The sequence below is a fragment of the Myxococcus sp. CA056 genome, from assembly GCF_013336715.1.
Classification (GTDB): Bacteria; Myxococcota; Myxococcia; order Myxococcales; family Myxococcaceae; genus Myxococcus; species Myxococcus llanfairpwllgwyngyllgogerychwyrndrobwllllantysiliogogogochensis.
Genome location: NZ_JABUMT010000001.1, coordinates 1,443,651 through 1,466,569, shown reverse-complemented (window position 1 = coordinate 1,466,569; position 22,919 = coordinate 1,443,651). Strand labels below are relative to the sequence as shown.

The following is a 22,919-nucleotide window of genomic DNA, read 5'->3' as shown; positions in this document are numbered from 1 at the left end:
TGCCGAATGCAACGGCCACGGGACTTCGAGGGACACGGCCCCTCGGAGGACCGACGACGCCGCGCGGCACGGGGCTTGCCCCTGGAGTCGCCGTCATGCGTCCCAATCCGCACCTGTCCGTCGTGTCGTCCTCCCCTGACTCCGCTGTCGAGCGCGAGCCCATCACCCTGGCGCGTCCGTGGTGGAAGGACCTGCTGTGGGTGCTCGCGCTGGGAGGGGCCCTGGCGGCCATGGTCGGCTGGTTGGCCTCGGAGCGCCGCGCGGTGCTGTCCCTGGAGCCCGACGCGCGCGCCGCCGTGTTCGACGATGCGTGGGCGGGCTTCCAGCGCCTCTGCTCGACCCCCATGCACACGGGGTTGGTGCCGCGCTGCCGTGAGCAGGCCCGCTTCCTGTTGCTCTTCCCCGAGTGCCAGGGCACCTGTCAGGAGCAGGCCCGGCTCCACGGCCGCGCGCTGCGCTAGTTGAAGTTCACCGTCGTGCGCGCCAGCACCAGCCAGGAGGTGCGTCGGTCCGGCTCCTCGAGCGGCGCCGTGTCGTAGCGCTGGACGTATCCCGCGACGCCGACCCCCAGGAAGGACGTGGTCCACCAGCGCACGGCGAGGGCGCCGCTCGTCCCGCCACCGGATTGCACGTCGGAGGCACCACGGCCCAGCCACAGTCGCTCGACGCGCGCGGCCACTTCCAGCGCACCCAGGGGGAGATGCCCCTCGCGCAGCGCCTGGAGTGCCTGGGCGGAGTCCTCGTTCGCTCGGGGCCAGGAAGGTCCGTCGTCGCGAGGCGTGCCCCAGGCCACCCAGGACACCTCCAGCGAGGCGCCCTGGCTCTTGAGTTCGGGCAGGGCCTCGCGCGGCGTCTCCGGGTTTCCATCCGTGTCGCGCGAGCGCCGCTCCCATGCGGCGGCGGCCTCCGCGGCCACTCGCACCGGCCCCACGTCCAGGCGCGCGTGCGCCTCCGTCACGGTGCGCGTCCCACTCACGGGAGGCGGCCGGTAGTAGACGAAGCCCTGCGGGCCGATGCCGCCGATGCCCGCGCGGTCATAGGCGCTCTCCACATGCGCCCCCGCGCCCACGCGCACGCCCCAGAAGGACTCTGGCACGCCCGCCGAGCGACCCCACCGACCATCGACCCGGGCATCCAGCGCGGGCAGTTGGTTGTCATTGCCCAGGGGGCTGCGTGAGCCGTTGCCCACGCGCACCCAGGTCTCCACGGGCAGGTTCATCGGCGACCACCGAGCCTCGAGTCCCAGGTCTCTCCGGGGCCAGAAGGACTGCGCCAGGCCCGACAGTTCGGGGATGGCGCGGGCCTGCAGGTTCTCGTCGTGCGCGCTGGGGAACAGCGGCGTCTTCGTGTAGCCGAGCGACAGGCGCACGTCGCGCAGCACCGTCACCGCGACGAAGGCGTCGATGAGGGCGGGCTTCTCCTGGGCCCACTCCGCCACGCCGCGCGCCACCAGCCAGGGGAGGGGACGGGCCTCCGCGCCCAGCCGCAGGCGCGCGAGGGTGAAGCCGTCGAAGCCCTCCACGTCCGAGGCGTGCTGGCGGTAGTCCAGCTCCCCCACGAGCGTCGGCTTCAGCCACGCCTCGTCCGCGAGCGCCGGCGCGGAGGCCAGGGCCCAGAGCAAAAACCACGGAGTGTGTCGCATCAGTCGACCGGGATGATTTGGAGGAAGTGCGTGGTGCCGTTGGTCTCGTCGTCGTCGTGGTCCGCGGCGAAGAGCCGGCGGTTGGCGGCGTCGTACGCGAGCCCGCGCACCTGCTGGAAGCCCGTGGCCAGCGCGGACGTCGAGCCGTCCGTGGTGGAGATGCGCAGCACCGAGCCCTGGCGCGTGCCGGTGAGCAGCGAGCCCCCAGGCCCGAGGGCCAGCAGGTCCGGCTCGGCGATGGTGGCGAGCGTCGTGAGCGACGACGGGTTGGACAGCGGGGAGCGGTACACCTTCCCGGCGATCTGGTCGGCGATGTAGAGCGTGTCTTCCACGGCCAGCACACCCACGGGCTTCTGGAGCGCGCCCACCAGCTCCGTCTCGGTGCCCTCCAGCGTGACGTGCGCCACCGAGCCCACGTTCACGTTGTTGTTGCGCACGAAGTAGCTGTCGAGCAGTCGCCCGTCCTTCGTCACCGTGAGGCCGATGCGGCGGCGGTTGACGGGGAGTCCCGGCACGGTGCCCGGGGTGCCATCCGGGCGCACGAACAACACCGCGCCCGCGTTGCCGAATCCGAAGCGCACGGTGACGAGGGTGCCGTCCTGGAGCCGGACGACCTCGCCCAGGTTGGGGCTGTTGGCGGGCGCGTCCGGAAGCGTGGCCGCCACCGAGACGCCTTCTCCATCGCGGTACTTGAGGAGCCGGTGGTTCTGGTCGTCGGCGATGTAGAGCGTCTGCGTGGCGGCGTCCCAGAACAGGCCGTTGGGGTCGCCTTCGAGAGGAATCGCGCGAGGGCCGCGCTCCACCTGGGTGCCCGAGTCCGGGGAGCCCGGGTCGGAGTCGTCACAGGCGCAGAGCAGCGCGCAGAAGAGGAGTGCGGAGGAGAGGGGCTTCATGGGGCGCGCATGCTGCCACACCGGGTCGGTGGGCAGGCGAGCGTGCGCGGCTTGGGACACGCGGGAGCGTCGCAACGTGCCGTGCCGCGCGGGGCTCCAGGTTGCGGTCTGCAAGGTGCCGACGCGAGCCCCTGGAAAAAGGCTCCGGATTCCGAGCGTCTGGCGCGAGCGCGGTCGGCACGGCGGATGCGATGGGGAGGGGCGTGCGCGGGCCATGAAGGCCCGGCACGGAGGACCCATGCGGCTGCCCCGATTCGTGAAGTCACTGTCGTTGTTCCACTCGCGGGCCACGCGGGAGGTCGGTCCGTCGCCTGGTGAGGCGCCGCTCAAGGCGGTGCGTGTGCTCGGCGTGGAGCGACTGGTGGAGGCGCGAGTGCGTGCGGAACATGCATTGGATGGTGCTCGGCGGTGCTCGTGCTGCCGAGGCCTGCTGGAGCACGTGTATGACCGGCTGGGCTCCACGCTGTTCCTGGATGACGACCCCGAGCTGCTCGCACGGGCGTTCGACGACGACGAGCGGGATGCCTTCACGGCGCGGGTGCTGGCCGCGTGCATCGTCCTGTCCGGGCGCGAGCGTGTGGCGGCGGCGGTTTGAGGGTCCTCGAGTCGGGCGAGTTCGTGGCGGAGCCTCGGTGCTCCGCCGTGCGGGTGGTGATGTGCCGCCCTGGGAGGAAGGCATGTTGAGGTGGACCGAGTTCCTGGACGTGGAGGCCATCCGCCCGTCGCTCGTGGCGAGAGACAGGGGGGCGGTGTTGCACGAGCTGGCGGGGCTGATGTCGGCCCGGGCCGGGGTGTCGCAGCGAGAGCTCGCGGTGCACCTGCTGGCGCGAGAGCAGCTGGGGTCGACGGTCATGGAGGGAGGCGTGGCGGTGCCGCACTGTCGCCATGCCGGCGTGGAGCGCATCGTCACCTGTCTGGGCATCCACCGGGGTGGGCTGGCGTTCGGCGCGCCCGAGGATGGGCTGGTGCGCATCTACGTGGGCATGGTGTCGCCGCCGGACACGGCGGGGCTGCATCTCAATGTGCTCTCGCGCATCGCGACGCTGCTGCATGACCCCGAATTGCGCGCGGAGTTGATGGCCGCGCCGTCGGCTGGAGTGATGCGCGCGCTGCTCGTTCGCGCGGAGGAGGCGTGCCTGCCGCTTCGCAACGAGATGTCTCTCTCTCGCTGAGTGCCGTGCGCGGATGGGCCGCCCTGGAGGGCGAGGCGGATGTCGGGCACGGAGCATCTGGCGGAGCCGGTCCAAGGGCGACGAGGCGTGGACCGGGCCGCTCCGGAGGGCGTGTCCTGGGGCGCTCGACGTTCTCGCTCGATGACGCGACGGTCCGTGGGCTCGCCTTCGACGAGGTTGAGAAGCCGAGAGGGGCGGGGTCGAAACGACTGAGCCCGAAAAACCGGAGAGAAGTGTGTAGTGGGCTCGAAGAAAGACAGCGGAGGGATGCGGAATCGCGGCGGTGGACACATCTCTGCGCCGACTCGGGAGGCAGCCGGGCGCCCGAGGAGGTGAGGCATGCTGAGGTGGACTGATTTCCTGGACGTAGAAGCTGTCCGCCTGTCGTTGGAGGCGCGCGAGCGGGTGGGGGTGGTGCACGAGCTGGCGGGGCTGATGTCGGCTCGGGCGCGGGTGTCGCCGAAGGAGTTGGCGGCGCATCTGCTGGCGCGTGAGCAGCTGGGTTCGACGGCGATGGTGGGGGGCGTGGCGGTGCCGCATTGTCGGCTCGCCGGCGTGTCGCGCATCGTCACCTGCGTGGGAGTCCATTCCCAGGGCGTGGACTTCGGCGAGGCCGACGGAGGGCGCGTGCACGTCTTCGTGGGCATGGTGTCGCCGCCGGACACGGCGGGCCTGCATCTCAACGTGCTCGCGCGCATCGGCGCGCTGTTGCGCAACGCGCGGCTGCGCGAGGCACTCCTGACGGCGCCGTCACCCTCGGCCCTGCGCGCGCTGCTCGTCTGCGTCGAGGACGCGCACGTGAATCACCGGTCCGAAGTCGCATTGGCCCGGTGAGGGCAGGGCGGCTTGCGCACGGTCGCTGACAGATAGCGAGCACAGTCCGAACCCGGGCCATCCCGCGCCCGGTGCTCCTGGTAGCGTCGCCGGCCGTGACGACGACTTCGAGCTCGACCCCCCGCTGGTTGCTGTATGGCGCCTCTGGCTACACCGGCCGCCTCATCGCCGAGGAGGCCGTGCGTCGGGGCCACCGGCCCGTGCTGTCCGGCCGCTCCCGCGAGAAGCTGGCCCCGCTGGCCGACGCGCTCGGCCTGGAGGTCCGTCCCGCCGCGCTGGACGACGCACGCCAGCTCGCCGCCGCGATGGAGGGCCTGCCCCTGGTGCTCCACGCCGCCGGCCCCTTCGTCCACACCAGCGAGCCCATGCGCCAGGCCTGCCTCGCCTCGCGCACCCACTACCTGGACATCACCGGCGAGATTCCCGTCTTCGAGGGCTCCTTCCGCCATGACGCCGAAGCCAGGGAGCGCGGCGTCTCGCTGATGTCCGGCGTCGGCTTCGACGTCGTCCCCACCGACTGCCTCGCCCGCTACGTCGCCGAACAGGTCCCCGGCGCCACCGAGCTCGACATCGCCATCTCCGCCGGCTCCCAGGCCAGCGCCGGCACCACCAAGTCCGCCCTCCTCCAACTCCCCGAGGGCGGCAAGGTCCGCCGCGACGGCGTCCTCCAACCCTTCCCCATGGGCCAGGGCGCCCGCCGCCAGCGCTTCATCGACCGCGAGCGCACCGTGATGCCCATCCCCTGGGGCGACCTCTCCACCGCGTACCGCACCACCGGCATCCCCAACATCACCACGTACATGGCCTTCCCCTCGTCCTCCGCTCGCGCCCTGCGGTGGACCTATCCCGTGCTCAGCCAGGTCCTGAAGGTCGGCCTCGTGCGCGACGGATTGATGAAGCTCGTCGAGTCCCGCGTGAAGGGCCCCGACGCCGACATGCGCCTGTCCAGCCGCTCCCAGGTCTGGGCCCAGGCCCGCGCCCCGGATGGCCGCTCCGCCCAGGCCTGGCTGGAAGTGCCAGAGGGCTACGCCTTCACCGCCCGCGCCTCCATCCACGCCGTGGAAGAGCTGCTCGCCCAGCCCTCTCCCGGCGCCCTCACCCCCGCCGGTGCCTTCGGCGCCGACTTCGTCCTCCGCGTCGACGGCTGCCGCCGCCTCGACTCCCTGGAATGATCCTTCCAGTGCGGGGGTCTATTTCCACCCAGACTGGTGGAAACCCCTCGGGTGACACTGTGGGATGACCTTCGGGGGGAGGCTTAGCAGCAAGTGTTCAGTTGGCTATCCTGCGCTTCGGCGGATCACCGGTCCGTCCGAGCTTCAGGGGGTCCTCGGGGCCCCTCGGAAGGATGGCGACATGAGCTGGCGCAGCAGGCTCCCCAGGGAGCCGCGCTTCAACTGCCGGAGCCTGGCCGGGTGGGACGGCGGCATGACGCCGGAGGGCTCCGTGGTCGCGGAGAGGGAGGGGGCTCGGTGCGTTTGAAGCTGAAGCAGAAAGTGATGCTGTCTCCGGCTGTCGCCGCGGTGTTCCTGGCGGTCATCTTCACGGTGGTGCTGGCGGGCGGGGCCTCGTGGCTGGTGGGGGCGCTGTCGCTGGTGTGTCTGGCGCTGATGGTGGCGCTGTCCTTCTGGCTGCACCGGGAAGTGGCGGTGCCCATGGCGCGGCTGTCGGCGGTGGCGCAGAAAATCGCCCAAGAGGGGGATTTGACGCAGCCCATCGACACGGCCGGGCAGGACGAAGTGGGGGACCTGGGCCGCAGCCTCCAGGTGATGGTCAACCGGCTGCGCGAGGTGCCCGCCACGCTGCGGTCCGTGGTGATGGAGCTGTCCTCGGCGGCCGCGCAACTGACGCAGGCGAGCCAGGACCAGGTGAACTTCCTCACCAACCAGTCCCGCAGCCTCACCGAGGCGAGCACCACCATCGCCGAAATCGCGCAGACCTCCAGCATGGCGGCCAGCCGCGCGGAGATGGTGCTGAAGGTGGCGGCGCAGGCGGACGCGTTCAGTTCGTCCGGCCAGCAGTCGATTGAGCAGAGCGCGGAGGGCATGCAGCAGATTCGTCAGCGGGTGGGCACGCTGGTGGGCAGCATCGCGCACCTGAGCGACCAGGCCGTGCACGCCGGGGAAATCATCAGCAGCGTGAAGGACCTGGCGGACCAGTCCAACGTGCTGGCGCTCAACGCGGCGATTGAAGCCGCGCGCGCGGGCGAGGAGGGCCGGGGCTTCGCGGTGGTGGCGCGGGAGATGCGCGCGCTCAGCGGCCAGTCCCTCCAGAGCACGCAGCGCATCGGCAAGATTCTGCTCGAAATCAATCAGGCCATCCGCCAGACGACCTCCATCGCGGAGGGCGACAGCGAGAAGATGGAGGAGAACATCGAGCAGGTGCTGGCCTCGGCCGACTCGCTGAAGGAAATCACCACGGTGGTGCAGGAGAGCAGTCAGGCGGCGCGCCAGATTGTCGCTTCCGTCACCCAGCAGAACGCGGGCATCGCGCAGATGACCGAGGTGATGACGCAACTGTCCTCGATGATGGCGGACGTGGTGACCTCCACCATGACGGCCGAGGAAGCGGTGACGCAGATCAACGCCACGCTCGGCCGGCTCCAGGAGTTGTCCACGTCGTTCCGCGTGTGAGCGCGAGAGCGGCCCGATGTCCGGGCCGCCCGTGCTCGTCGATGCACCGGGCGACGGCTACTCGCCCTGCATCAACCCGGTGATGCGGCCGTCGTCGTGGACGGTGATGCGCTTCGCCGCCGGCTCGCGAGGCAGGCCCGGCATGGTGAGGATGTCGCCCGTGAGCGCCACCATGAAGCCCGCGCCCGCGGACAGGCGCACCTCGCGCACCGTGAGCGTGAAGCCGCGCGGCCGGCCCTGCTTCGTCGCGTCATCCGACAGCGACAGGTGCGTCTTCGCCATGCACACCGGCAGCTCCGAGCCTCCCAGCTCGCGCACCATCTCCAAATCCTTGCGCGCCGACGCCGTGAAGGCCACGTCCTCCGCGCCGTACACCGTGCGGGCAATGGCGCGGACCTTCTCCTCGGGGGACTGCTTCAACTCGTAGAGGAAGCGCGGAGCGGGCGGCGCCTCATCCGTCGCGTCCAGCATCGCGAGAACCCGGTCCGCCAGCTCCAGCGCGCCCTCGCCGCCGCGCGTGAAGCCCTCGCACACGGCCATCTCCACGCCGCGCTCCTTGCCGAAGGCGCGCAGTTCGTCGAGCTCCGACTCCGTGTCCTGCGGGAAGCGGTTGACGCACAGCACGGCCGGCAGGCCGAAGGCGCGCACCGATTCCAGGTGCTTCTCCAGATGCGCGAAGCCACGCGCCAGGGCGGCGCTGTCCGGCTCGGCCACGCGCGCGAGCGGTGCTCCTCCGTGGTACTTCAGCGCGCGCAGCGTCACCACCAGTACGACGCCCCGAGGCCACAGGCCGGTGTTGCGGCACTTGATGTCGAGGAACTTCTCCGCGCCCAAATCGAACCCGAAGCCCGCCTCCGTCACGACCTCGTCCGCGTAGGCCAGGCCCATCCGCGTACCCACCACGGAGCTGCAGCCGTGGGCGATGTTGCCGAAGGGGCCGGCGTGCACCAGCGCGGGGCCGCCCTCGCGCGTCTGCACCAGGTTGGGCATCAGCGCGTCCTTCAGCACCGCCACCATGGCCGCCGCCGCGTCCACATCGCGCGCGCGCACGGGCTTGCCGTCCGGCGAGTGGCCCACCACGACGCGGCCCAGCCGCTCCTCCAAATCCTTGAGGTTCTCCGACAGCGCGAGGATGGCCATCACCTCGCTGGCGGCGGTGATGTCGAACGCGGCCTCTCGCGGGACGCCGTGAGCCTTGCCGCCCAGGCCGATGATGACGTTGCGCAGGAACCGGTCGTTCATGTCCATCGCGCGCCGCCACCGCACCCGCGTGGAGTCGATGGCCACGGGCTGGCCGTAATACACGGCGTTGTCGACCAGCGCGGCGAGCAGGTTGTTGGCGCTGGTAATCGCGTGCAGGTCACCGGTGAAGTGCAGGTTGATGTCCGCCGCGGGCTCCAGGCTGGACTGTCCGCCGCCGGTGCCTCCGCCCTTCACGCCGAAGACGGGACCGAGGGACGGCTCTCGCAGCGCGGCGACGGCCTTGCGTCCGCGACGGCGCAGGCCCATGGCCAGGGCCACGGACATGGTGGTCTTCCCCTCGCCAGGAGGCGTGGGGTTGATGGCGGAGACGAGCACGAGCCGTCCCTGCCGGTCGCCCTGCTTGCCGAGCGCGTCGAGTGACACCTTGGCGCGATTCGTTCCCCAGGGATGCACGTCGTCGGGAGCCAGGCCCAGCTCGGCGCCCACTTCTGCGATGGGTCTCAGCTTCATGCCGAGGACTCTCGATGCGGCGGCGTCACGGGTCAACGGGGGAAGTGTACGGGACGCGCGCCTGTGGTCAGTGTCCTCTTGTCGCGCGTTGTCGGACGACACGCAGCCGCCACAGGACAATGGGGAGGCCCACGCCCGTGGCCACCGCCACCCAGGGCCAGGCGCCCGCGCTGGCCAGCCCCTGTCCCAGCCGCGCGCGCAGTCCGAGGGGAAGCTGGGCCCATAGCAAGAAGGTGGCCGTGGCGAGCACGAAGACCGCGAAGCCCTTGCGCAGCGAGCCCGGCGCCACATGTCCCGCGAGCTTTCCTCCAAGCAGGCTCCCCGCCAGTGCCACCGCGAGGACCTCGCCCGTGAGCTTCCACGGCAATTCCACATGACCCAGATGTCCCACCAGGCCCGCGGCGCACTGGAGCGCGATGACCACCAGCGAGGTGGCGGTGGCCATCGGCGTGGACAGGCCCACCAGCGCGAGCGCGGGGACGATGAGGAACCCTCCGCCCGCGCCCACGAGGCCGGACAGGATTCCCACGCCCAGGCCTTGAAGGAGTATCCGCCCCACGCGGGTTGGCGCGCGCGGAGTGACCTCGGTGGACACCCGCGCGGCCTCCGTGCGCAGCAGCATGGCGATGGCCGCGGCCACCATGACCCCCGCGAAGAACAACATCAGCGTGCTCGCGGAGAAGAGGGGATTGAGCTTCCCTCCCAGGAACGCGCCCACCATCCCGCCCGCGCCGAACACGAAGGCCGTGCGCCACCGCACCCGACCTGCCCGCGCATGAAAGAGCGCTCCGCTCGCGCTGGTGACCCCCACCACCACCAGCGACATGGCGATGGCCGTGCGGGGCTCCACACCCAGCACGTACACCAGCAAGGGCACCGTGAGGATGGAACCGCCGCCACCCAACAACCCCAACAACACGCCCACGAGCAACGCGCCCGCGAGGCCCACGTACAACATCATCGCGATGCGCCCCCAGTCCGCGCGACGGCGAGCAGGTCCCGGACCTCGCGCAGCGTCCGCTCGAAGCTCGCGGTGTCCACCAGCCCCGAGGGAGTCGTGGCCTGGAGCGCGTCCAGCACGGCGCCAAGCTCCGCGCGCGAAGGCTCTCGGGGCAGCGCCTCCACGTCGGAGACACCGGGGAGCCGGGCTCGCAAGGTGTCGCGGACCTCCGCCAGGGTCGGCGTCGCACTGGAGGGCAGCCGCACCACGGGCAGCGCCTCCGTGTTCCACGCGAGCATTCCCCCGCGCAGGTTCATCACCCGCGTGAAGCCCAGCTCCACCAACTGCGTGGCGGCCCGCGCCGACCGTGCTCCCGAGCGACAGATGAGCAGCACCTCCGTGTCCCTGGGCCACAAGGCCGCCGCCTCGCGCACCGTGGCCAGCGGTGCCGCACGCACGCCATCGAGGTGTCCCAGAATCCCATCCAGCTCGGACGGCTCGCGCACGTCGACCAGGTGCAGCCCCGAGGGGCGCTCCGCCGCGAGCTGTCGTACGTCCACGTCGCGGTATCCGGCGGGCTGGGGATGGGCGCTGTCGAAGAGGTGACTCAAGACGGTGACTCCTTCTCTCGTCCTCCCAATGAGGGAAGGACGCGGGCAATAGGGTGCCGTCCCGTTTCTCGGGGTCGGACACCAGGGTTCTGGGATGACGGCGCGGACGCCCGTGCCCGAGGGCACGTCACGTCATGCGGAGGACGGTGACAGGGGCTCGGGGTCCAGACCGCAGGCGCGGTTGGCGGGGACGGCCACGTCCAGCTTGCGCGGGGGTGGAATCCGCCGCTCGTTCATGAAGGTGATGAAGTCCTCGCGAGACTTGCCCGCCAGTCGCGGATTGTGTCGCTTCTCCTCGCCCACGGAGGACGCGGTGAAGCCCGCGTAGTCGTGGCCGGGATACAGCTCCGTCGCATCGGGCAGCGTGAAGAGCTCGCGGGTGATGGAGTCGTAGAGCTGCCCCGAGTCGCCGTTCTGGAAGTCGGTGCGGCCCGTGCCGCGAACGAGCAGCGCGTCGCCCGTGAAGAGCCGCCCGTCACACAGGAAGCTGAGGCTGTCATCCGTGTGCCCGGGGGTCTCCAGCACGCGCAGCTCCAACCCGCCCACGCGCACCTGGTCCCCATGCACCAGTTGTCGGTCCACACAGGGCGCCCCTCGGGCGGAGGCCATCACCTGGGCACCCGTGCGCGCGCGCAGGAGTCCCGCCGAGGTGATGTGGTCCGCGTGGACGTGGGTCTCCATCACCACCGTCAGCTTCAGCCCGAGCTCCGTCAGCAGCCGCAGGTCACGCTCCACCTGCTCCAGCACCGGGTCGATGAGCACGGCCTCTCGCGTCGCCGGGTCCGCCAGCAGGTACGTATAGGTCGAGGACTCCGCGTCGAAGAGCTGTCGGAAGAGCATCGCCCGTTTCCCTGAAGAGATGACCGCCATGCGCCCCCGACGATATTGCGAGTGCCGTGCCAGTGCCCCTTCTCCGAGCAGGGCCCGGGTCCATTTCGGAGGGGCCGCCGTCCCCGGGGAAACATCTGAAACACCCTGGTGAAACAGTTGTCGCCCCAGTGGAACAGGTTCAGTGCCCGGCTTCGCCCAGGGCGCGCAGGCGGCGCCACAGTGTCACGCGACTGACGCCGAGCAGGCGTGCGGCCTCGGAGCGGTTGCCGCCTGCTCGGGTCAGGGCCGCTCGCACCTTCTGTTCGTCGAGCAGGACACCTGTCGTCGGCGAGAGGGCGACACCGGGGGATGAAGCAGTCCTCCCTTCGGAGAACTCCGGGGGCAGGTCCACCTCGCGCAGCACCGCGCCCTCGCCGATGACGTAGGCGTACTCCATGACGTTGCGCAGCTCGCGCACGTTGCCGGGCCAGGTGTGGGCCTCCAGCAGTCGGCGCGCGCCCGGGGCGATTCGCTCCACGCGCCGCGTCCCGCGCTGGTGCAGCTCGCCCAGGAAGCGCAGGGCGAGCGGGAGGATGTCCCCGCGGCGCTCCCGGAGCGTGGGCAGGAAGATGGGCACCACGCGCAGGCGGTACATCAGGTCCGCGCGGAAGCGGCCCGCCTCCACCTCACGTCGCAGGGCCCGGTGCGTGGCGGCGATGATGCGCACGTCCACCGGCACCGGCTCCCGGCCTCCCACGGGGATGACGGTGCGCGTCTCCAGCACGCGCAACATCTTCGCCTGGAGGTCCAGCGGCAGCTCCGCCACTTCGTCCAGGAACAGCGAGCCCCCGTGGGCCAGCCGGAAGTGTCCCGGACTGTCGCGCACCGCGCCGGTGAAGGCCCCGCGCACGTGGCCGAACAGCTCGCTCTCCAGCAGGTTCGGCGGCAGCGCCGCGCAGTTGATGGCGCGGAAGGGCCCCTTGCCACGCGCGGACAGCGCATGCAGCGCGTGGGCGATGTTCTCCTTGCCCGTGCCCGACTCGCCGCGCACCAGCACGCTCGACTCCGCGCGCGCCACCTTCTCGACGATGCGGAAGACCCGTCGCAGCTCGGCGTCCTGGGTCCACAGGCCGTGGAACACCTCGACGCCCTCGGCGCTTCGCGCGGTGGGCTCCCGGGTGACGGTGAGCGCCCAGCCCTCTTTCTCCAGGGCCACCGCGCGCACGCGCACCGCCTGTGTCTCCGCCCCCGCGCGCAGCCGCGCCGTCGTCTCCCGCCCCGTGGTGAGCACGGCCTCCAGTCGCTCGACGCCGCCCTGCGGGATGAGTACCTCCGAGAGCAAAGTCCCCTCGCGCACCGGGGCGCCGAGCTGCGCCTCCAGCGCGGAGGTCAGGCCCACCACGCGCCGACTCGCATCCACGAGCAGCACGGCGCCCGCGAGTGCATCGAGCGCGGACAGGGCGAGCTGGGACGAGCGCGGAGTTCGGGACGTGGGCATCTGTCGCTGCATAGCCCGGTGCGCGGCGGCTCGCACCTGGCCCGGCTCAGGCCCGGCCGCGCATCATCAACTTCCAGTACAACTGGGGCAGGCCGTACTTCTTCATCAGCCACATGTCCCGCCGCTCCTGGAGCGTGTCGATGAGGGGGAAGCTGGGCGTGGGCTTGCCGTCGTAGTCGAACTCGGCCAGCAGCAGCTTGCCGTAGCCCGTGGTGAGGGGACAGGACGCGTAGCCGTCATACCGCGCGGTGGGGATGCGGCCGGCCATGACGGCCCGGAGGTTCTCGACGAGCACGGGCGCCTGCTTGCGGATGGCCGCGCCCGTGCGGCTGGTGGGCAGGTCGGAGGCGTCTCCGAGCGCGAAGACGTTGGGGAAGCCCGGGTGCTGGAGCGTGTGCTTGTCCGCGCGCACCCAGCCGACACACGCGCCGTCGCGCGATGACAGCGGGCTGTTCTTGATGAAGTCCGGCGCGCTCTGGGGCGGGGTGACGTGGAGCAGGTCGTAGCGAAGGGTGACGCGGTTCTTCTGTCCGTCCCGCGTCGTCTCGAAGGTGGCCTCGCGGCGGGCGCCGTCCACCGCGACCAGGTTGTGTTCGAAGTGGGTGTGGATGCCGTAGCGCTTCACCACGTCTTCCAGCACGCGGGCATAGGGCTGCACGCCGAAGATGGTTTTGGCGCCCGAGCCGAACACCACCTCCGAGCGCTCCATCACTCCCGTGCGGCGGAAGTGGTCGGCGGCCAGGTACATGATTTTCTGCGGCGCGCCCGCGCACTTCACCGGTGTGGCCGGGTGGGTGAAGAGGGCGGTGCCTCCCTGGAAGCGCTGGAGCATGCGCCACGTCTTGGGGGCGAGCTTCACGTCGTAGTTGCTGCTGACGTGTTCGGTCTCCAGCGCGTCGCGAAGGCCTGCCACCTTGTCCCAGTCGAGCTGGATGCCGGGCGCGACGACGAGGAAGTCGTAGCCCACGCGCAGCCCGCCCCGGGTGCGCACTTCACGGCGGACGGGGTCGACCTCCTCGGCGGCGTCCTTCAGCCACTTCACGCCCCGGGGGATGAAGTCGGCCTCGTCGCGCACGGTGTCCTCGATGCGCGCTTCACCCGCGCCCACCAGCGTCCAGAGCGGCTGGTAGTAGTGCCGCTCGGAGGGCTCCAGAATCGCGACGCCCTTCTGACCCAGCCGAGCCAGGCGCGCCGCCACGCAGATGCCGGCCGTGCCTCCGCCGATGATGAGGATTCGGTGGCGCTCGCTTACCGGAGCCACGTGGGGCATGGGCGTGGTCGCCGGGTCCGTGCAGCCGCAGTCCTCGCTCGGGTTCATCGCGCGCTCGCTTCCTGTCTGACGTGGGACGTCGACAGGGGGCCTTAGCAGGGCGCGTGCCACCATCGTCCCCGAGGGTGACACGGGTGTCGCTCGGGGACGAGAGCTGTTTCACATCGTTTCAGGCCGTTTCATGTAACAGGGGCCCGGGGATGTGGCTCAGAGCAGTCCGAGGAGGGTGATGGTCATCGGTCCGGAGATGCTCGTGAGTCCCTCGGGAGAGTCACAAGCGGCGAGGTCGGTCGCGAGCAGGGTGACGGTGCGCACGAAGGTCGCTCCCACGAACTTGCCGGAGAGGACCGTTCCGGTCTGCGTGACGACGATGGCGTTGCCATTGACGGCCGTGGTGGTCTGCGTCTGCCGCACCGTCGAACTCTCACCGGTGTTCCAGGTGAGCAGCGTGGTTCCAGAGCTGATGTCGAGCAGGTCCGTGCAGGAGTAGCCCTTCATGAGGAATGAGACAAACGACGTCGCGGACGTCACGCTGGAGCCCAGCAGGGAGTAGCAATTGCTCGCCTGCCCCGTGGACGTGAAGACGACGTCCTGAGGCTGGGTCCGCAGCGGCGGCGAATACGTGACGTGGGTGGCTCCAACGGGACAGGTGACGAGCGCCAGCAACCGCTGCTCCGACTGGCCCACCTCTTCCGGTACCGCGGGCGACGACTCCGGCGCGCCACATCCCGCGAGCCCCACCGCCACGAGAATGACCCACGACTTCGACGAGAAACCAGACATGAGACCTCCCTTGCTGACAGGGAGCGTCTCCAGGCCCGACACTTGAGACAACGGCCCGGCTTCAGGCCGGGCTCATTGCAAACACTGTCATCGGACCAACGTACAACCAGACAGGCAATCCCGGACGCGAGCCAGGGAAGCTCCCTGGCCCGCACGCGACGGGACTACTTGCCGAAGATGCCGCGCAGGCGCTTCTTCGCCTCATCCTCGGCGCGCTTCTTCGCCTCGGCCTCCAGCCGCGACTTCTCCTCGGCGGCCTTGGCCTCCAGCTCCTTGCGCTTGGCCTCGGCGTCGGCGCGCAGCTTCTCCTCGCCGCCTTCGATGACCTGCTGCACCTGCTCGCCGCGCTTGCCGCCAATGAGGTTGCCCGCGAGCGACGAGGCCGCGAGCTTCGCGAGCGTCGTCACCGCCGGCTTCACGTCCACGCCCGTCACTTCGGGCTTCCACGCCGGACCCGTCAGCTTCAGGCCCACGGGGATATCCGAAGGCGGCGTCACCTTGCCCAGGGTCAGCGTCTTCACCGTCGACGGCGTCAGCGCCACCGAGCCGATGAGGTCCAGCGTGCCGTCAAGCTTGATGCCACCGTCGAAGCTCATCGCGGCTTCCGGCCGCGTCCAGGTGATGGGCTTGGACAACTGCGCGACGCCGTTCTTGATTTGAACGCCGAAGGGCAGGTTCTCACTCAGCGACGTCACCTCGCCGCTCTTGAGCGCCTTGGAGGCGAAGGGCAGGGCCTTGGCGAGCGGCTCGGAGACGGACGCCACCAGGTCCTTGCCCAGCAGCGTGCCGCCCAGGATGTTGCCGCTGATGCCGCCCAGCAGCGTCTCCTTGAGCTTCTCCGGCGTGTAGCCGATGCCCTTCACGTCCACGTTCCCGTTGAACGTCCCCGTCATCACCTTCTGCGGCGTGGCCTGGGCCAGCGCCTGCGCCACCTGCACGCCGTCCACCTTCACCTTCGCCTCGAAGGGCCGCTGCGCGGCGGCGGGGCCCAGACGAATCGTCGTCCCGTCCGCCGCCACCTTGCCGCCGAAGACGCCCGAGGAGAACTTCTCCACGGAGATGAGGTCGTCCGTCATCTTGATGACGCCCGTCACGTTGCTCAGGTCCATCTCGCTGTAGCGCAGCGCTCCCACCGCGAAGCGGATGTCACCCCGGTAGCCGTTGAAGCGCGCCGGGTCCTCGGGAGGAAGCTCCGCTGACTCCGGCGCCGGCACCGTGCCGCCGTTGCGCGCCGCCAGCTCCTTCTCGTCGAACAACAGCGCGTCCGCGTCCAGCTTGTTCGCCTTCACATCCGCGGAGAACGTCGTCGTCTGCTTCTTGCCCTGACCCGCGAGCGCGAAGGACGCGCTGCCCGTCACCGTGTCCTCCAGGACGTGCGCGGTCATCTTCGGCACCTCCACCTTCATGCCGGCGCCGCCCTTGCCGGGCGCGTAGGTGCCGGCGACGGCGAAGTCCATCCGCTGGCCGGGCGACTTGTCCACCAGCAGGCCGGGCCGCAGGTCCACGCCAGACAGGTCCGCGTTCGCGTCGAACTTCAGCGCACCGCCGCTGGCCGCCGCCCCCGCCACGCGCGCGGTGAGCTTCATGGCGCCGCCCGCGTTCTTCGTGAGCTGCGCCGGCACGCGCAGGCGCACCGGCGTCAGGTCCACGTCCACGTTGATGGCCTGCGCGTCCTGCGTGCCGCTGCCGCGCACCTCCAGGCCGATGGGGCCGGCAATCATGCCGTTCAGCTGCTTCTTCAGCGGCGGGTAGTACTCGGCGAGCACGGCGGGGTCCAGGTTGCGGCCCACCAGCTCGAAGCCCTGCACCGACGGCTTCTCCGACAGCAGGCCCTTCACCTGGCCCTTGCCGGTGATGTTCGCGGGGCCCAGGTCCAGCTTCAGCTTGTCGAGCGACAAGTCACCCGTGGCGATGTCACCCGCGACGTCCGTGTCGAGCACCACGTCCAGCGCCTTGCCACCCTCGGAGCCCGCGAAGCGCAGGCCCAGCGCGGAGATGACACCCACGAGCCGCGTGGGGCCCTTGCCACCGGGCACCGCGCCGCCCAGCTCCGCCTTCCAGTCCGCGTCCACCGTGCCGGCCTGGAGGCCCACGTCGGGAGGCAGGAAGGGACCCAGCGGAGACAGGTCGATTTTCTGCGCCTTGAGCGTCACGCGCTCCGGCGTGGGAATCAGCGTGGGCGGCAGCGGCGCGGCGTGCAGCGACAGTTGGAGGTTCTGCTTGTCCGCGAGCACCGCGGCGGCCAGGTCCACCACCAGCGGCTTGCCGGCGCGCAGGTCCTTCACCTCGATGTCCAAATCCTTCACCGCCAGCTCCCGCGCGGCCTGTCCCCCCGAGCGGTCCACGAAGCGGATGGTGCCGTCGGTGAGCGCGGCGCGCTCGACATGGACGCCGGAGAGGTCCGTGGGCCGCGACTCGTCCTCGGACGGCTTCTCTTCCTCCTTCGGGGTCTGCTCCTCCAACCGCTGCAGCAGGCGCTGCACGTTGGTGGTGCCGTCGGCCAGCCGCACCACGTTGACGGTGAGGCCGGACAGCTCGGCGTTCTTCACCTGGATGTCCTTGCCTCGCGAGGACAACAGGGGGCCGGCCGCGACGCTGATGTCCAGCGAGGCCATCTGCGCGAGGGGCAGCTCCTCACCCTCGGCGGCGCCGATGGAGACGTTCTCCACCTCCACGCCCACGGTGGGGAAGAGCTGGGTGGAGATGTCCCCGATTTCAATCGGGCGACCCAGCTTCTGCGAATACGTGGCGGCCTGCTCGCGCGCTGTCTTCAGCAGGATGGCGTCGAGCCGCCAGAGGACCCCGAGCACGACGACGACGAGGAGCGCGAAGACTCCTCCGAGCACGTAGGGCCAGCGGCGCTTCTTCTTCACGACGTCAGACATTGCTTGGTACCTCCTCCAGCGAGCGGGCCCCGGGGCTCGGCCCGGCGCGGGGCCAGGACCGCGGTGAGACGCTTAGCCCAGCCAGGACCTTGCCGCACGCGTCAGGCGCAAGAACCCCCCTGCATGCGGCGGAAGACCTCATCGCATCCCGGGACGGGCGAGGGGCGTGGAAATGCACGCGACCCGCGCGGTGGGGTCGTCCGGCCGTCCCAGGGGCGAGAAACGGAGGCGCCAGCCGGCCCTCTGGCGCCTCCAGCCACCCAACACGCTCCATGTGCGCACGGAGCAGGCGAGAGGGAAGGGGCCTTCACCTCCGTGGTCGCTATCAACCCCCGGAAAACGCGCGGCTCAGGGGCCGCTCGGAGAGGGAGCGGCGGAGGTATTCCCGGGTGGGCTCGTGGGTTTCACGGAGGGATTCACCGCGGGCTCCCACTTCACGGGGCCCAGGGGCACGGTCTTCTCGGGCTTGGGGTCGGCCCATGCGGGGGCGGCATGCGTGTAGCGCAGCGCTCCGCCCCGCGTGTCGATGGCCAGGGGCGCTTCGGTGACGGGACCCAGCACCTGGCCGGTGCCCAGGTCCATCAGCCATCCCATGTAGAGCACTCGCTCTCCCGCCCTCTCCTGGAAGTCTCCACTGGCCTCGCCGACCAGACGCTTCTCGCCGGTGTCCGCGTTCCACAGCCACAGTCGAGGCCTCCCACGCTCTCCGCCGTCTCCCGTGGGGTCCTCCCGCAGCAGCGCATGGGAACCCTGTGCATGAACCCAGGTGCTGGCGGGGATGGGAGGAGGCACGAGCGTGTGGCGCTCCATGTCCAGGATGAAGACGGCATAGGTGCGCTCGGTGTCCTTGCTGGTGAGGACGAAGGTGGGCAGCAGTCGAGGACGCTCTTCGTTGGAGGACCTCCTCACCGGTGCGTACGGAGACACCTCGCGCTCCAGGGACAGGTGCAGCTCGGGGCCGTGCAGCTCCAGCATCGTCCCCAACGGGTCCCTCGTCTTGCAGCCGACGACGAGCAGTCGACGGGGCTCGTCCACGGCGTACAGCCGGGCCCGGCAGCTCTCGGGCACCCACGTCTGCTGGTTGCCCCGCGCGTCCTCGAAGGCGATGGCGCCATGCGGCAGGGTGCGAAGCAGGCCGTCACCCAGCGGCTGGAGGATGTCCCTGCCCTCGACGAGCGTGCCGCCGTCCACGCGCAGGAAGCGGCGCACGGGACTGTCGCCCTTCCGCTCGCCCTGGGAGGCGGAGCTGACCGGTCCCCGGCATCGCGCCGGAGCGAGGGACGTCTGTTGATGAGGCCAGGTCAGCGTGCCGTCCTCGTCGGTGTCCTGCGCCACCACGTCGAAGACGGCCCAGAGTCCGTTCTCATGCAGCCTCGCCTGTCCGAGCAACCCCGGGCCCGCGTCCAGCACGCGCTCCTCGCCACGCGCGACGTCCCGCAGCACCGCGACCTTCTTCCCAGCCTCGGTCTTCAGATAGAGCAGGCGCTGGCCGTCGCGCGAGAAGCTGGCGCGCACGGGCGGCTGGGACGCGTTCGTGCCCACGTCGTCGGTGGTCCAGGTCGCGAGCACCTGCTCCGTGCCCGTCACGGTGTCGAGGAGTCGGAGCGCGCCCTCGCGCACCAGGACGATGTGTCGTGCCAGGGAGTCCACGGCGAGCACGTCGTCGACGGCGAGGCCCGCTCCTGGCTCCCGGAAGAGATACAGCCGCGCCTCGTCACCGCCGAGATCTCCATGGCTGCCCACCTTGACCGCGATGGTTCCATCCTTGTTGGTGTCCTCGCGCGCCTGACACGCGAGCAGCCACCGGCCATCGGGCGCGGCGGCCTGGAGGAGGAAGGGGTGCGGAGTTCCGTACTCCGCTGGAGGAGGTGGGGTGCTCGGGAGGTGCCCACGCGAGGCACACGCACTGGACAGCCACACCAGGGACCACAGGACACAGGCGCGCGGAGTCATGTCGTCCCAGCCTGCGTCACGTCGTCATCGGTGAGCAAGCAGGCGTTGCGCGCGCGTCATGAGCGTCCGACTCAGGACGGACCCACGGGGGCGTTCGCGCAACGGTGAGTCAGCGCACGTCAAGGGTGTCCTCCGGGGCGACCCGACGGGTTGAGCGCACGACGGCGTCTTGCGAGCGCGCTTGTTTCCGCCTACCCCTTGCCCACACGAGTGCCGAGACTTCGGCCCGTCATCCTTGAAGAGAGCCCTCATGCGCATTCGTGTCGCAGTCATTTTGCTGGCCAGTCTCTCCGCGTGCGCGTCGCGCTCGAAGGACGGGTCGGAGTCCTCCTCCTCCTTGCCAACGCCCTCTCGCGCCGCCACCGCTTCCTACTCGCACTTCATCCGCGAGTATCTGGACTGGTTCTCCGCGGCCAACCCCGTGCGCGCGACGCGGCTGGGCTTCCACGCGCACGACGCGCACCTGCAGGACGTCTCCAAGGAAGCGCTGCAACGCAAGGCGGAGGCGCTGCGCGGCTGGCTCACCCGGCTGGAGCAGGTGAACTGCTCCGCGCTCTCCGGTGACGACGCCGTCGACGGCGTGGTGCTGCAGAACGCCATTCGCGCGGAGCTGCTGGAGCTGGAGGAGGAGCGCATCTGGGAGAAGAACCCCGGCGCCTACGTGGGCCTCGTCTCCGGGGGGCTGTCGAGTTTGTCCTCGCGAGACTTCGCGCCGCTGAACGAGCGGATGCGGGACATGCGCTCGCGCATGGCGCGCATCCCTCAAGTCCTGGAGGCGGCGAAGGCGAACCTCACGGGTGTGCCCCGGCTGTGGGCGGAGCAGGCCATCCGCGATGCGCGCGGCACGCAGGTGTACCTGCGCTTGGACCTGCCGCGCGCCCTGGAGGCCCAGGGCCTGGACAAGGTGCCTCCGGCGGAGCGCGAGGCCTTCCACGCCGCGCGCGCGGACGCCCTGCGGCAGATGGAGGGCTTCACCGAGTGGCTGGAGGAGGAGCTGCTGCCCCAGGCCAACGGCGACTTCCGGCTGGGCCGCGAGTTGTTCGAGAAGAAGCTGGCGCTGGAGGAGCACATCTCGCTGAGCGCGGACCAGCTGCGCGACATCAACGAGCGGGCCATCCGTGAGTACAAGGCGTGGGTGGCGCGCGAGACGGCGAAGGTGGACCCATCGAAGACGCCGGAGCAGGTGATGGCGGTCCTGGTGAAGGACCACCCCACCTCCGAGGAGCTGATTCCCCTGGCGCGCACCCAGCTGGTGGAGTTGCAGCGCTTCGTGCGCGAGAAGGACATCCTCACGCTGCCCTCGGACGCGCTGCCGTCCGTGCGCGAGACGCCGCCGTACGAGCGGCTGGGCTTCGCGTCCATGGACACGCCGGGCCCCTTCGAGAGCAAGGCCAAGGAGGCGTACTACAACATCACCAACGTGGAGGCGGAGTGGTCCACCGAGGAGAAGTCGCAGCACCTGACGTACTTCAACCGCGCGGGCCTGTTGGGCATCACCGTGCATGAGGCCATGCCGGGCCACTTCGTGCAGCTGCTCTACGGGTCCAAGATTCCCACGGACGTGCGCAAGGTCTTCACCCCCGCCTCCGTGGTGGAGGGCTGGGCCCACTACGCCGAGCAGATGATGGTGGACGAGGGCCTGGGGCAGGGTGACCCGTCGGTGCGCCTGGGCCAGTTGCGGCGCGCGCTCCAGCGGCACGCGCGGTGGTACGCGGCGCTGGCGCTGCACGTGTACAACGAGCCGGTGGACGTGGTGGCGAAGCGCTACGCGGAGATTGCGTACTTCGAGCCCTTCCCCGCGATGCGCGAGGTGGAGCGCGGCACGTCCAACCCCACGTACCTGTACTACGCGGCCGGCCGCATGCAGATTCTGAAGCTGCGCGAGGACTACCGGAAGCACCTGGAGGCGAGCGGGAAGAAGTTCGTCCTGAAGGACTTCCACGACCGCTTCCTGCAACTGGGCCTGCCCGTGTCGCTCGCGCGCAAGGTGCTCATCCCCAACGACGAGTCACCGTCGCTGGAGTGAGCACCCCGCGCGCGCGCCTGGCTACAGCTCGATGACGTCCGACGGAGTCGTCGGCGTCTCGCGGGACGTCAGCCCCTCGATGGTGAAGCCCCGGGGCGCGCGGATGGCGGCCCCGTGGTTCGGGTCGATGAACAGGCGCACGGGGAGCTCCAGCCCCTCGTAGCCCACCTCGAACACCTCCAGCCCCGCGTACTCGAGCGAGGGCGTGGGGCCGGTGTCACAACACGGGCCCAGACGCTTCCACGCCACGCGCTGACCCTGGGGGCCGCGCAGCAGCTCGAAGAAGGCCATGACGCCCGGGTTGCCCCAGCCCACGCGCACCGGGTCCTCCGCGCGGTAGCCGTAGGTGCCGCCCTCCTCCTGGAGGCCCACCACCGGAGGCGCCTCCTCGCGGGGGGCCCTCACCACGGCCGGATTCGACGAGGCACACGCCGACAGTGCCATCAGCAGTCCGAGACAGGCGATTCGAAGCGAAACCATTGCACCCTCCTCCTCCACGCCACCCGCGGCGAAACTGGGACCTGCCTTTCTCGCGTGCACGCACTCGCCTGCCCGAGTCGTTCGCCAGCCGACGCTCCCAAGCCCTCGCGGCGGGCCCCCGCCTGCCCGTGCCTCTAGGACCGCCGTGCGCGCGTCTTTTCAGAACCGCGCATTTGCGCGTCGCGACCCCCGGAAGAGCCGCCCCGCGCGCCCGGGCTTTTCGCCCCGCGACACCGGCTCCCGGCTGGAATTGACAGCCCCGGGTTGCACGCCGAGCGTGGGTGCGTGCGCCTGTCTCCACGCCCATGTCGCGCCAGGTGGCCTCGGCTCTCGGGGCCGGGTCGCCGTGTGCTCGTGTGGGGGCTGGCGGCGGGGCTCGTGGGCCTGTCCGCGTGCCAGACGCGCAAGAAGGAGACCTGTGCCTCCGTGCAGGCCCTGGTGCTGGAGGAGCTGCGCGTGACGGATGGCTTCCGAGACAGGCAGCACAACTCCCACTCGCTGGCCTTGAACGCGAGCCAGCTCGAGGAGCTGTCCTCGCGGGTGAAGTCCCTGGAGGTTCGTGACGCCCAGCTGCGCGAGGCCGTGCGGCGCTACGGCGCGGACCTGGATGTCCTCGCGCGCGCCTATGCGCATCATGCGCGTGCGCGTGCGCGGCCGGCGCTGGAGCCCGCCGAGTCGGATGACGGGCACGTGGGGCCCGGCCTCTCGCTGGCCACGCATGAGGGCGTGGTGAACGAGGCGCGCTCCGCCGTCTCGCGCCTGTGCGCCCTGCCGTGAGG

At 70.5% G+C, this 22,919-nt stretch carries 20 protein-coding genes; 8 read left to right on the top strand and 12 right to left on the bottom strand.

Features of this window, described 5'->3' with window-relative positions; translation table 11 throughout:
• The first annotated feature begins 95 nt into the window (after positions 1-95).
• Entirely contained in the window at positions 96-461 is a 366-nt protein-coding gene (locus HUA76_RS06050) for a hypothetical protein (RefSeq protein ID WP_174460239.1), read from the top strand.
• On the opposite strand, the gene HUA76_RS06045 is transcribed toward HUA76_RS06050, so the two are convergent.
• Both HUA76_RS06045 and HUA76_RS06040 read right to left on the bottom strand, forming a co-directional pair.
• Positions 458-1,642: a hypothetical protein gene (locus tag HUA76_RS06045; protein WP_174460238.1), complete on the bottom strand. Its 1,185-nt coding sequence runs from the start codon at positions 1,640-1,642 to the stop codon at positions 458-460. The genes HUA76_RS06050 and HUA76_RS06045 overlap by 4 nt on opposite strands.
• Entirely contained in the window at positions 1,642-2,535 is an 894-nt protein-coding gene (locus tag HUA76_RS06040; protein ID WP_174460237.1) for a YncE family protein, read from the bottom strand. The genes HUA76_RS06045 and HUA76_RS06040 overlap by 1 nt, the downstream gene beginning before the upstream one ends.
• 238 nt (positions 2,536-2,773) lie before the next feature.
• Between HUA76_RS06040 and HUA76_RS06035 the strand changes: the two genes are divergently transcribed.
• The 5 genes from HUA76_RS06035 to HUA76_RS06015 all read left to right on the top strand — a co-directional run bounded on the left by HUA76_RS06035 (position 2,774) and on the right by HUA76_RS06015 (position 7,171).
• Positions 2,774-3,130, top strand: a complete 357-nt coding sequence (locus HUA76_RS06035) for a hypothetical protein (RefSeq protein ID WP_174460236.1) — start codon at positions 2,774-2,776, stop codon at positions 3,128-3,130.
• A gap of 82 nt (positions 3,131-3,212) precedes the next feature.
• A complete protein-coding gene (locus tag HUA76_RS06030) occupies positions 3,213-3,707 on the top strand; it encodes a PTS sugar transporter subunit IIA (protein WP_174455938.1) in 495 nt (164 codons plus the stop codon).
• A gap of 339 nt (positions 3,708-4,046) precedes the next feature.
• Positions 4,047-4,541 (top strand): PTS sugar transporter subunit IIA, encoded by a 495-nt coding sequence (locus tag HUA76_RS06025; RefSeq protein WP_141641705.1) that lies wholly within the window; start codon positions 4,047-4,049, stop codon positions 4,539-4,541.
• A 95-nt stretch (positions 4,542-4,636) separates the two neighbouring features.
• Entirely contained in the window at positions 4,637-5,713 is a 1,077-nt protein-coding gene (locus HUA76_RS06020; RefSeq protein WP_174460235.1) for a saccharopine dehydrogenase NADP-binding domain-containing protein, read from the top strand.
• Between the two features lie 297 nt (positions 5,714-6,010).
• Positions 6,011-7,171: a methyl-accepting chemotaxis protein gene (locus HUA76_RS06015; RefSeq protein WP_371745647.1), complete on the top strand. Its 1,161-nt coding sequence runs from the start codon at positions 6,011-6,013 to the stop codon at positions 7,169-7,171.
• Positions 7,172-7,228: 57 nt separating this feature from the next.
• Here the strand turns inward: HUA76_RS06015 and HUA76_RS06010 are convergent, their stop codons facing one another.
• The 9 genes from HUA76_RS06010 to HUA76_RS05970 form a co-directional block, all read right to left on the bottom strand.
• Positions 7,229-8,884, bottom strand: coding sequence for a formate--tetrahydrofolate ligase (locus HUA76_RS06010; protein WP_174460234.1), 1,656 nt, complete (start codon positions 8,882-8,884; stop codon positions 7,229-7,231).
• Positions 8,885-8,951: 67 nt separating this feature from the next.
• Positions 8,952-9,845: a sulfite exporter TauE/SafE family protein gene (locus HUA76_RS06005; protein ID WP_174460233.1), complete on the bottom strand. Its 894-nt coding sequence runs from the start codon at positions 9,843-9,845 to the stop codon at positions 8,952-8,954.
• Entirely contained in the window at positions 9,842-10,435 is a 594-nt protein-coding gene (locus tag HUA76_RS06000; RefSeq protein WP_174460232.1) for a rhodanese-like domain-containing protein, read from the bottom strand. The genes HUA76_RS06005 and HUA76_RS06000 overlap by 4 nt, the downstream gene beginning before the upstream one ends.
• A 132-nt stretch (positions 10,436-10,567) precedes the next feature.
• Entirely contained in the window at positions 10,568-11,275 is a 708-nt protein-coding gene (locus tag HUA76_RS05995) for an MBL fold metallo-hydrolase (RefSeq protein ID WP_174455932.1), read from the bottom strand.
• Positions 11,276-11,444: 169 nt separating this feature from the next.
• Entirely contained in the window at positions 11,445-12,743 is a 1,299-nt protein-coding gene (locus HUA76_RS05990) for a sigma-54-dependent Fis family transcriptional regulator (protein WP_174460231.1), read from the bottom strand.
• Positions 12,744-12,789: 46 nt separating this feature from the next.
• Positions 12,790-14,061, bottom strand: coding sequence for an FAD/NAD(P)-binding oxidoreductase (locus HUA76_RS05985; protein WP_174455930.1), 1,272 nt, complete (start codon positions 14,059-14,061; stop codon positions 12,790-12,792).
• A 159-nt stretch (positions 14,062-14,220) separates the two neighbouring features.
• On the bottom strand, positions 14,221-14,796 hold the full coding sequence (locus HUA76_RS05980; protein ID WP_174460230.1) for a hypothetical protein: 576 nt from the start codon (positions 14,794-14,796) through the stop codon (positions 14,221-14,223).
• A 164-nt stretch (positions 14,797-14,960) separates the two neighbouring features.
• Positions 14,961-17,681 (bottom strand): AsmA family protein, encoded by a 2,721-nt coding sequence (locus HUA76_RS05975; RefSeq protein WP_174460229.1) that lies wholly within the window; start codon positions 17,679-17,681, stop codon positions 14,961-14,963.
• 348 nt (positions 17,682-18,029) lie between these two features.
• Complete coding sequence (locus tag HUA76_RS05970; protein ID WP_174460228.1) at positions 18,030-19,634, bottom strand: hypothetical protein; 1,605 nt, start codon at positions 19,632-19,634, stop codon at positions 18,030-18,032.
• Positions 19,635-19,971: 337 nt separating this feature from the next.
• Between HUA76_RS05970 and HUA76_RS05965 the strand changes: the two genes are divergently transcribed.
• A complete protein-coding gene (locus tag HUA76_RS05965; RefSeq protein ID WP_254613992.1) occupies positions 19,972-21,660 on the top strand; it encodes a DUF885 domain-containing protein in 1,689 nt (562 codons plus the stop codon).
• Between the two features lie 21 nt (positions 21,661-21,681).
• On the opposite strand, the gene HUA76_RS05960 is transcribed toward HUA76_RS05965, so the two are convergent.
• On the bottom strand, positions 21,682-22,140 hold the full coding sequence (locus HUA76_RS05960; protein WP_254613991.1) for a fibril protein: 459 nt from the start codon (positions 22,138-22,140) through the stop codon (positions 21,682-21,684).
• Between the two features lie 348 nt (positions 22,141-22,488).
• On the opposite strand from HUA76_RS05960, the gene HUA76_RS05955 reads away from it, so the two are divergent.
• Positions 22,489-22,917, top strand: coding sequence for a hypothetical protein (locus HUA76_RS05955; protein WP_174460227.1), 429 nt, complete (start codon positions 22,489-22,491; stop codon positions 22,915-22,917).
• Positions 22,918-22,919: the final 2 nt, after the last annotated feature.

Coding starts and splice junctions, on each gene's coding strand:
- HUA76_RS06050 (WP_174460239.1), top strand. CDS start 96: ATGCGTCCCAATCCGCACCTGTCCGTCGTGTCGTCCTCCCCTGACTCC.
- HUA76_RS06045 (WP_174460238.1), bottom strand. CDS start 1,642: ATGCGACACACTCCGTGGTTTTTGCTCTGGGCCCTGGCCTCCGCGCCG.
- HUA76_RS06040 (WP_174460237.1), bottom strand. CDS start 2,535: ATGAAGCCCCTCTCCTCCGCACTCCTCTTCTGCGCGCTGCTCTGCGCC.
- HUA76_RS06035 (WP_174460236.1), top strand. CDS start 2,774: ATGCGGCTGCCCCGATTCGTGAAGTCACTGTCGTTGTTCCACTCGCGG.
- HUA76_RS06030 (WP_174455938.1), top strand. CDS start 3,213: ATGTTGAGGTGGACCGAGTTCCTGGACGTGGAGGCCATCCGCCCGTCG.
- HUA76_RS06025 (WP_141641705.1), top strand. CDS start 4,047: ATGCTGAGGTGGACTGATTTCCTGGACGTAGAAGCTGTCCGCCTGTCG.
- HUA76_RS06010 (WP_174460234.1), bottom strand. CDS start 8,884: ATGAAGCTGAGACCCATCGCAGAAGTGGGCGCCGAGCTGGGCCTGGCT.
- HUA76_RS06005 (WP_174460233.1), bottom strand. CDS start 9,845: ATGATGTTGTACGTGGGCCTCGCGGGCGCGTTGCTCGTGGGCGTGTTG.
- HUA76_RS05995 (WP_174455932.1), bottom strand. CDS start 11,275: ATGCTCTTCCGACAGCTCTTCGACGCGGAGTCCTCGACCTATACGTAC.
- HUA76_RS05990 (WP_174460231.1), bottom strand. CDS start 12,743: ATGCCCACGTCCCGAACTCCGCGCTCGTCCCAGCTCGCCCTGTCCGCG.
- HUA76_RS05985 (WP_174455930.1), bottom strand. CDS start 14,061: ATGAACCCGAGCGAGGACTGCGGCTGCACGGACCCGGCGACCACGCCC.
- HUA76_RS05980 (WP_174460230.1), bottom strand. CDS start 14,796: ATGTCTGGTTTCTCGTCGAAGTCGTGGGTCATTCTCGTGGCGGTGGGG.
- HUA76_RS05975 (WP_174460229.1), bottom strand. CDS start 17,681: ATGTCTGACGTCGTGAAGAAGAAGCGCCGCTGGCCCTACGTGCTCGGA.
- HUA76_RS05970 (WP_174460228.1), bottom strand. CDS start 19,634: ATGACTCCGCGCGCCTGTGTCCTGTGGTCCCTGGTGTGGCTGTCCAGT.
- HUA76_RS05960 (WP_254613991.1), bottom strand. CDS start 22,140: ATGGTTTCGCTTCGAATCGCCTGTCTCGGACTGCTGATGGCACTGTCG.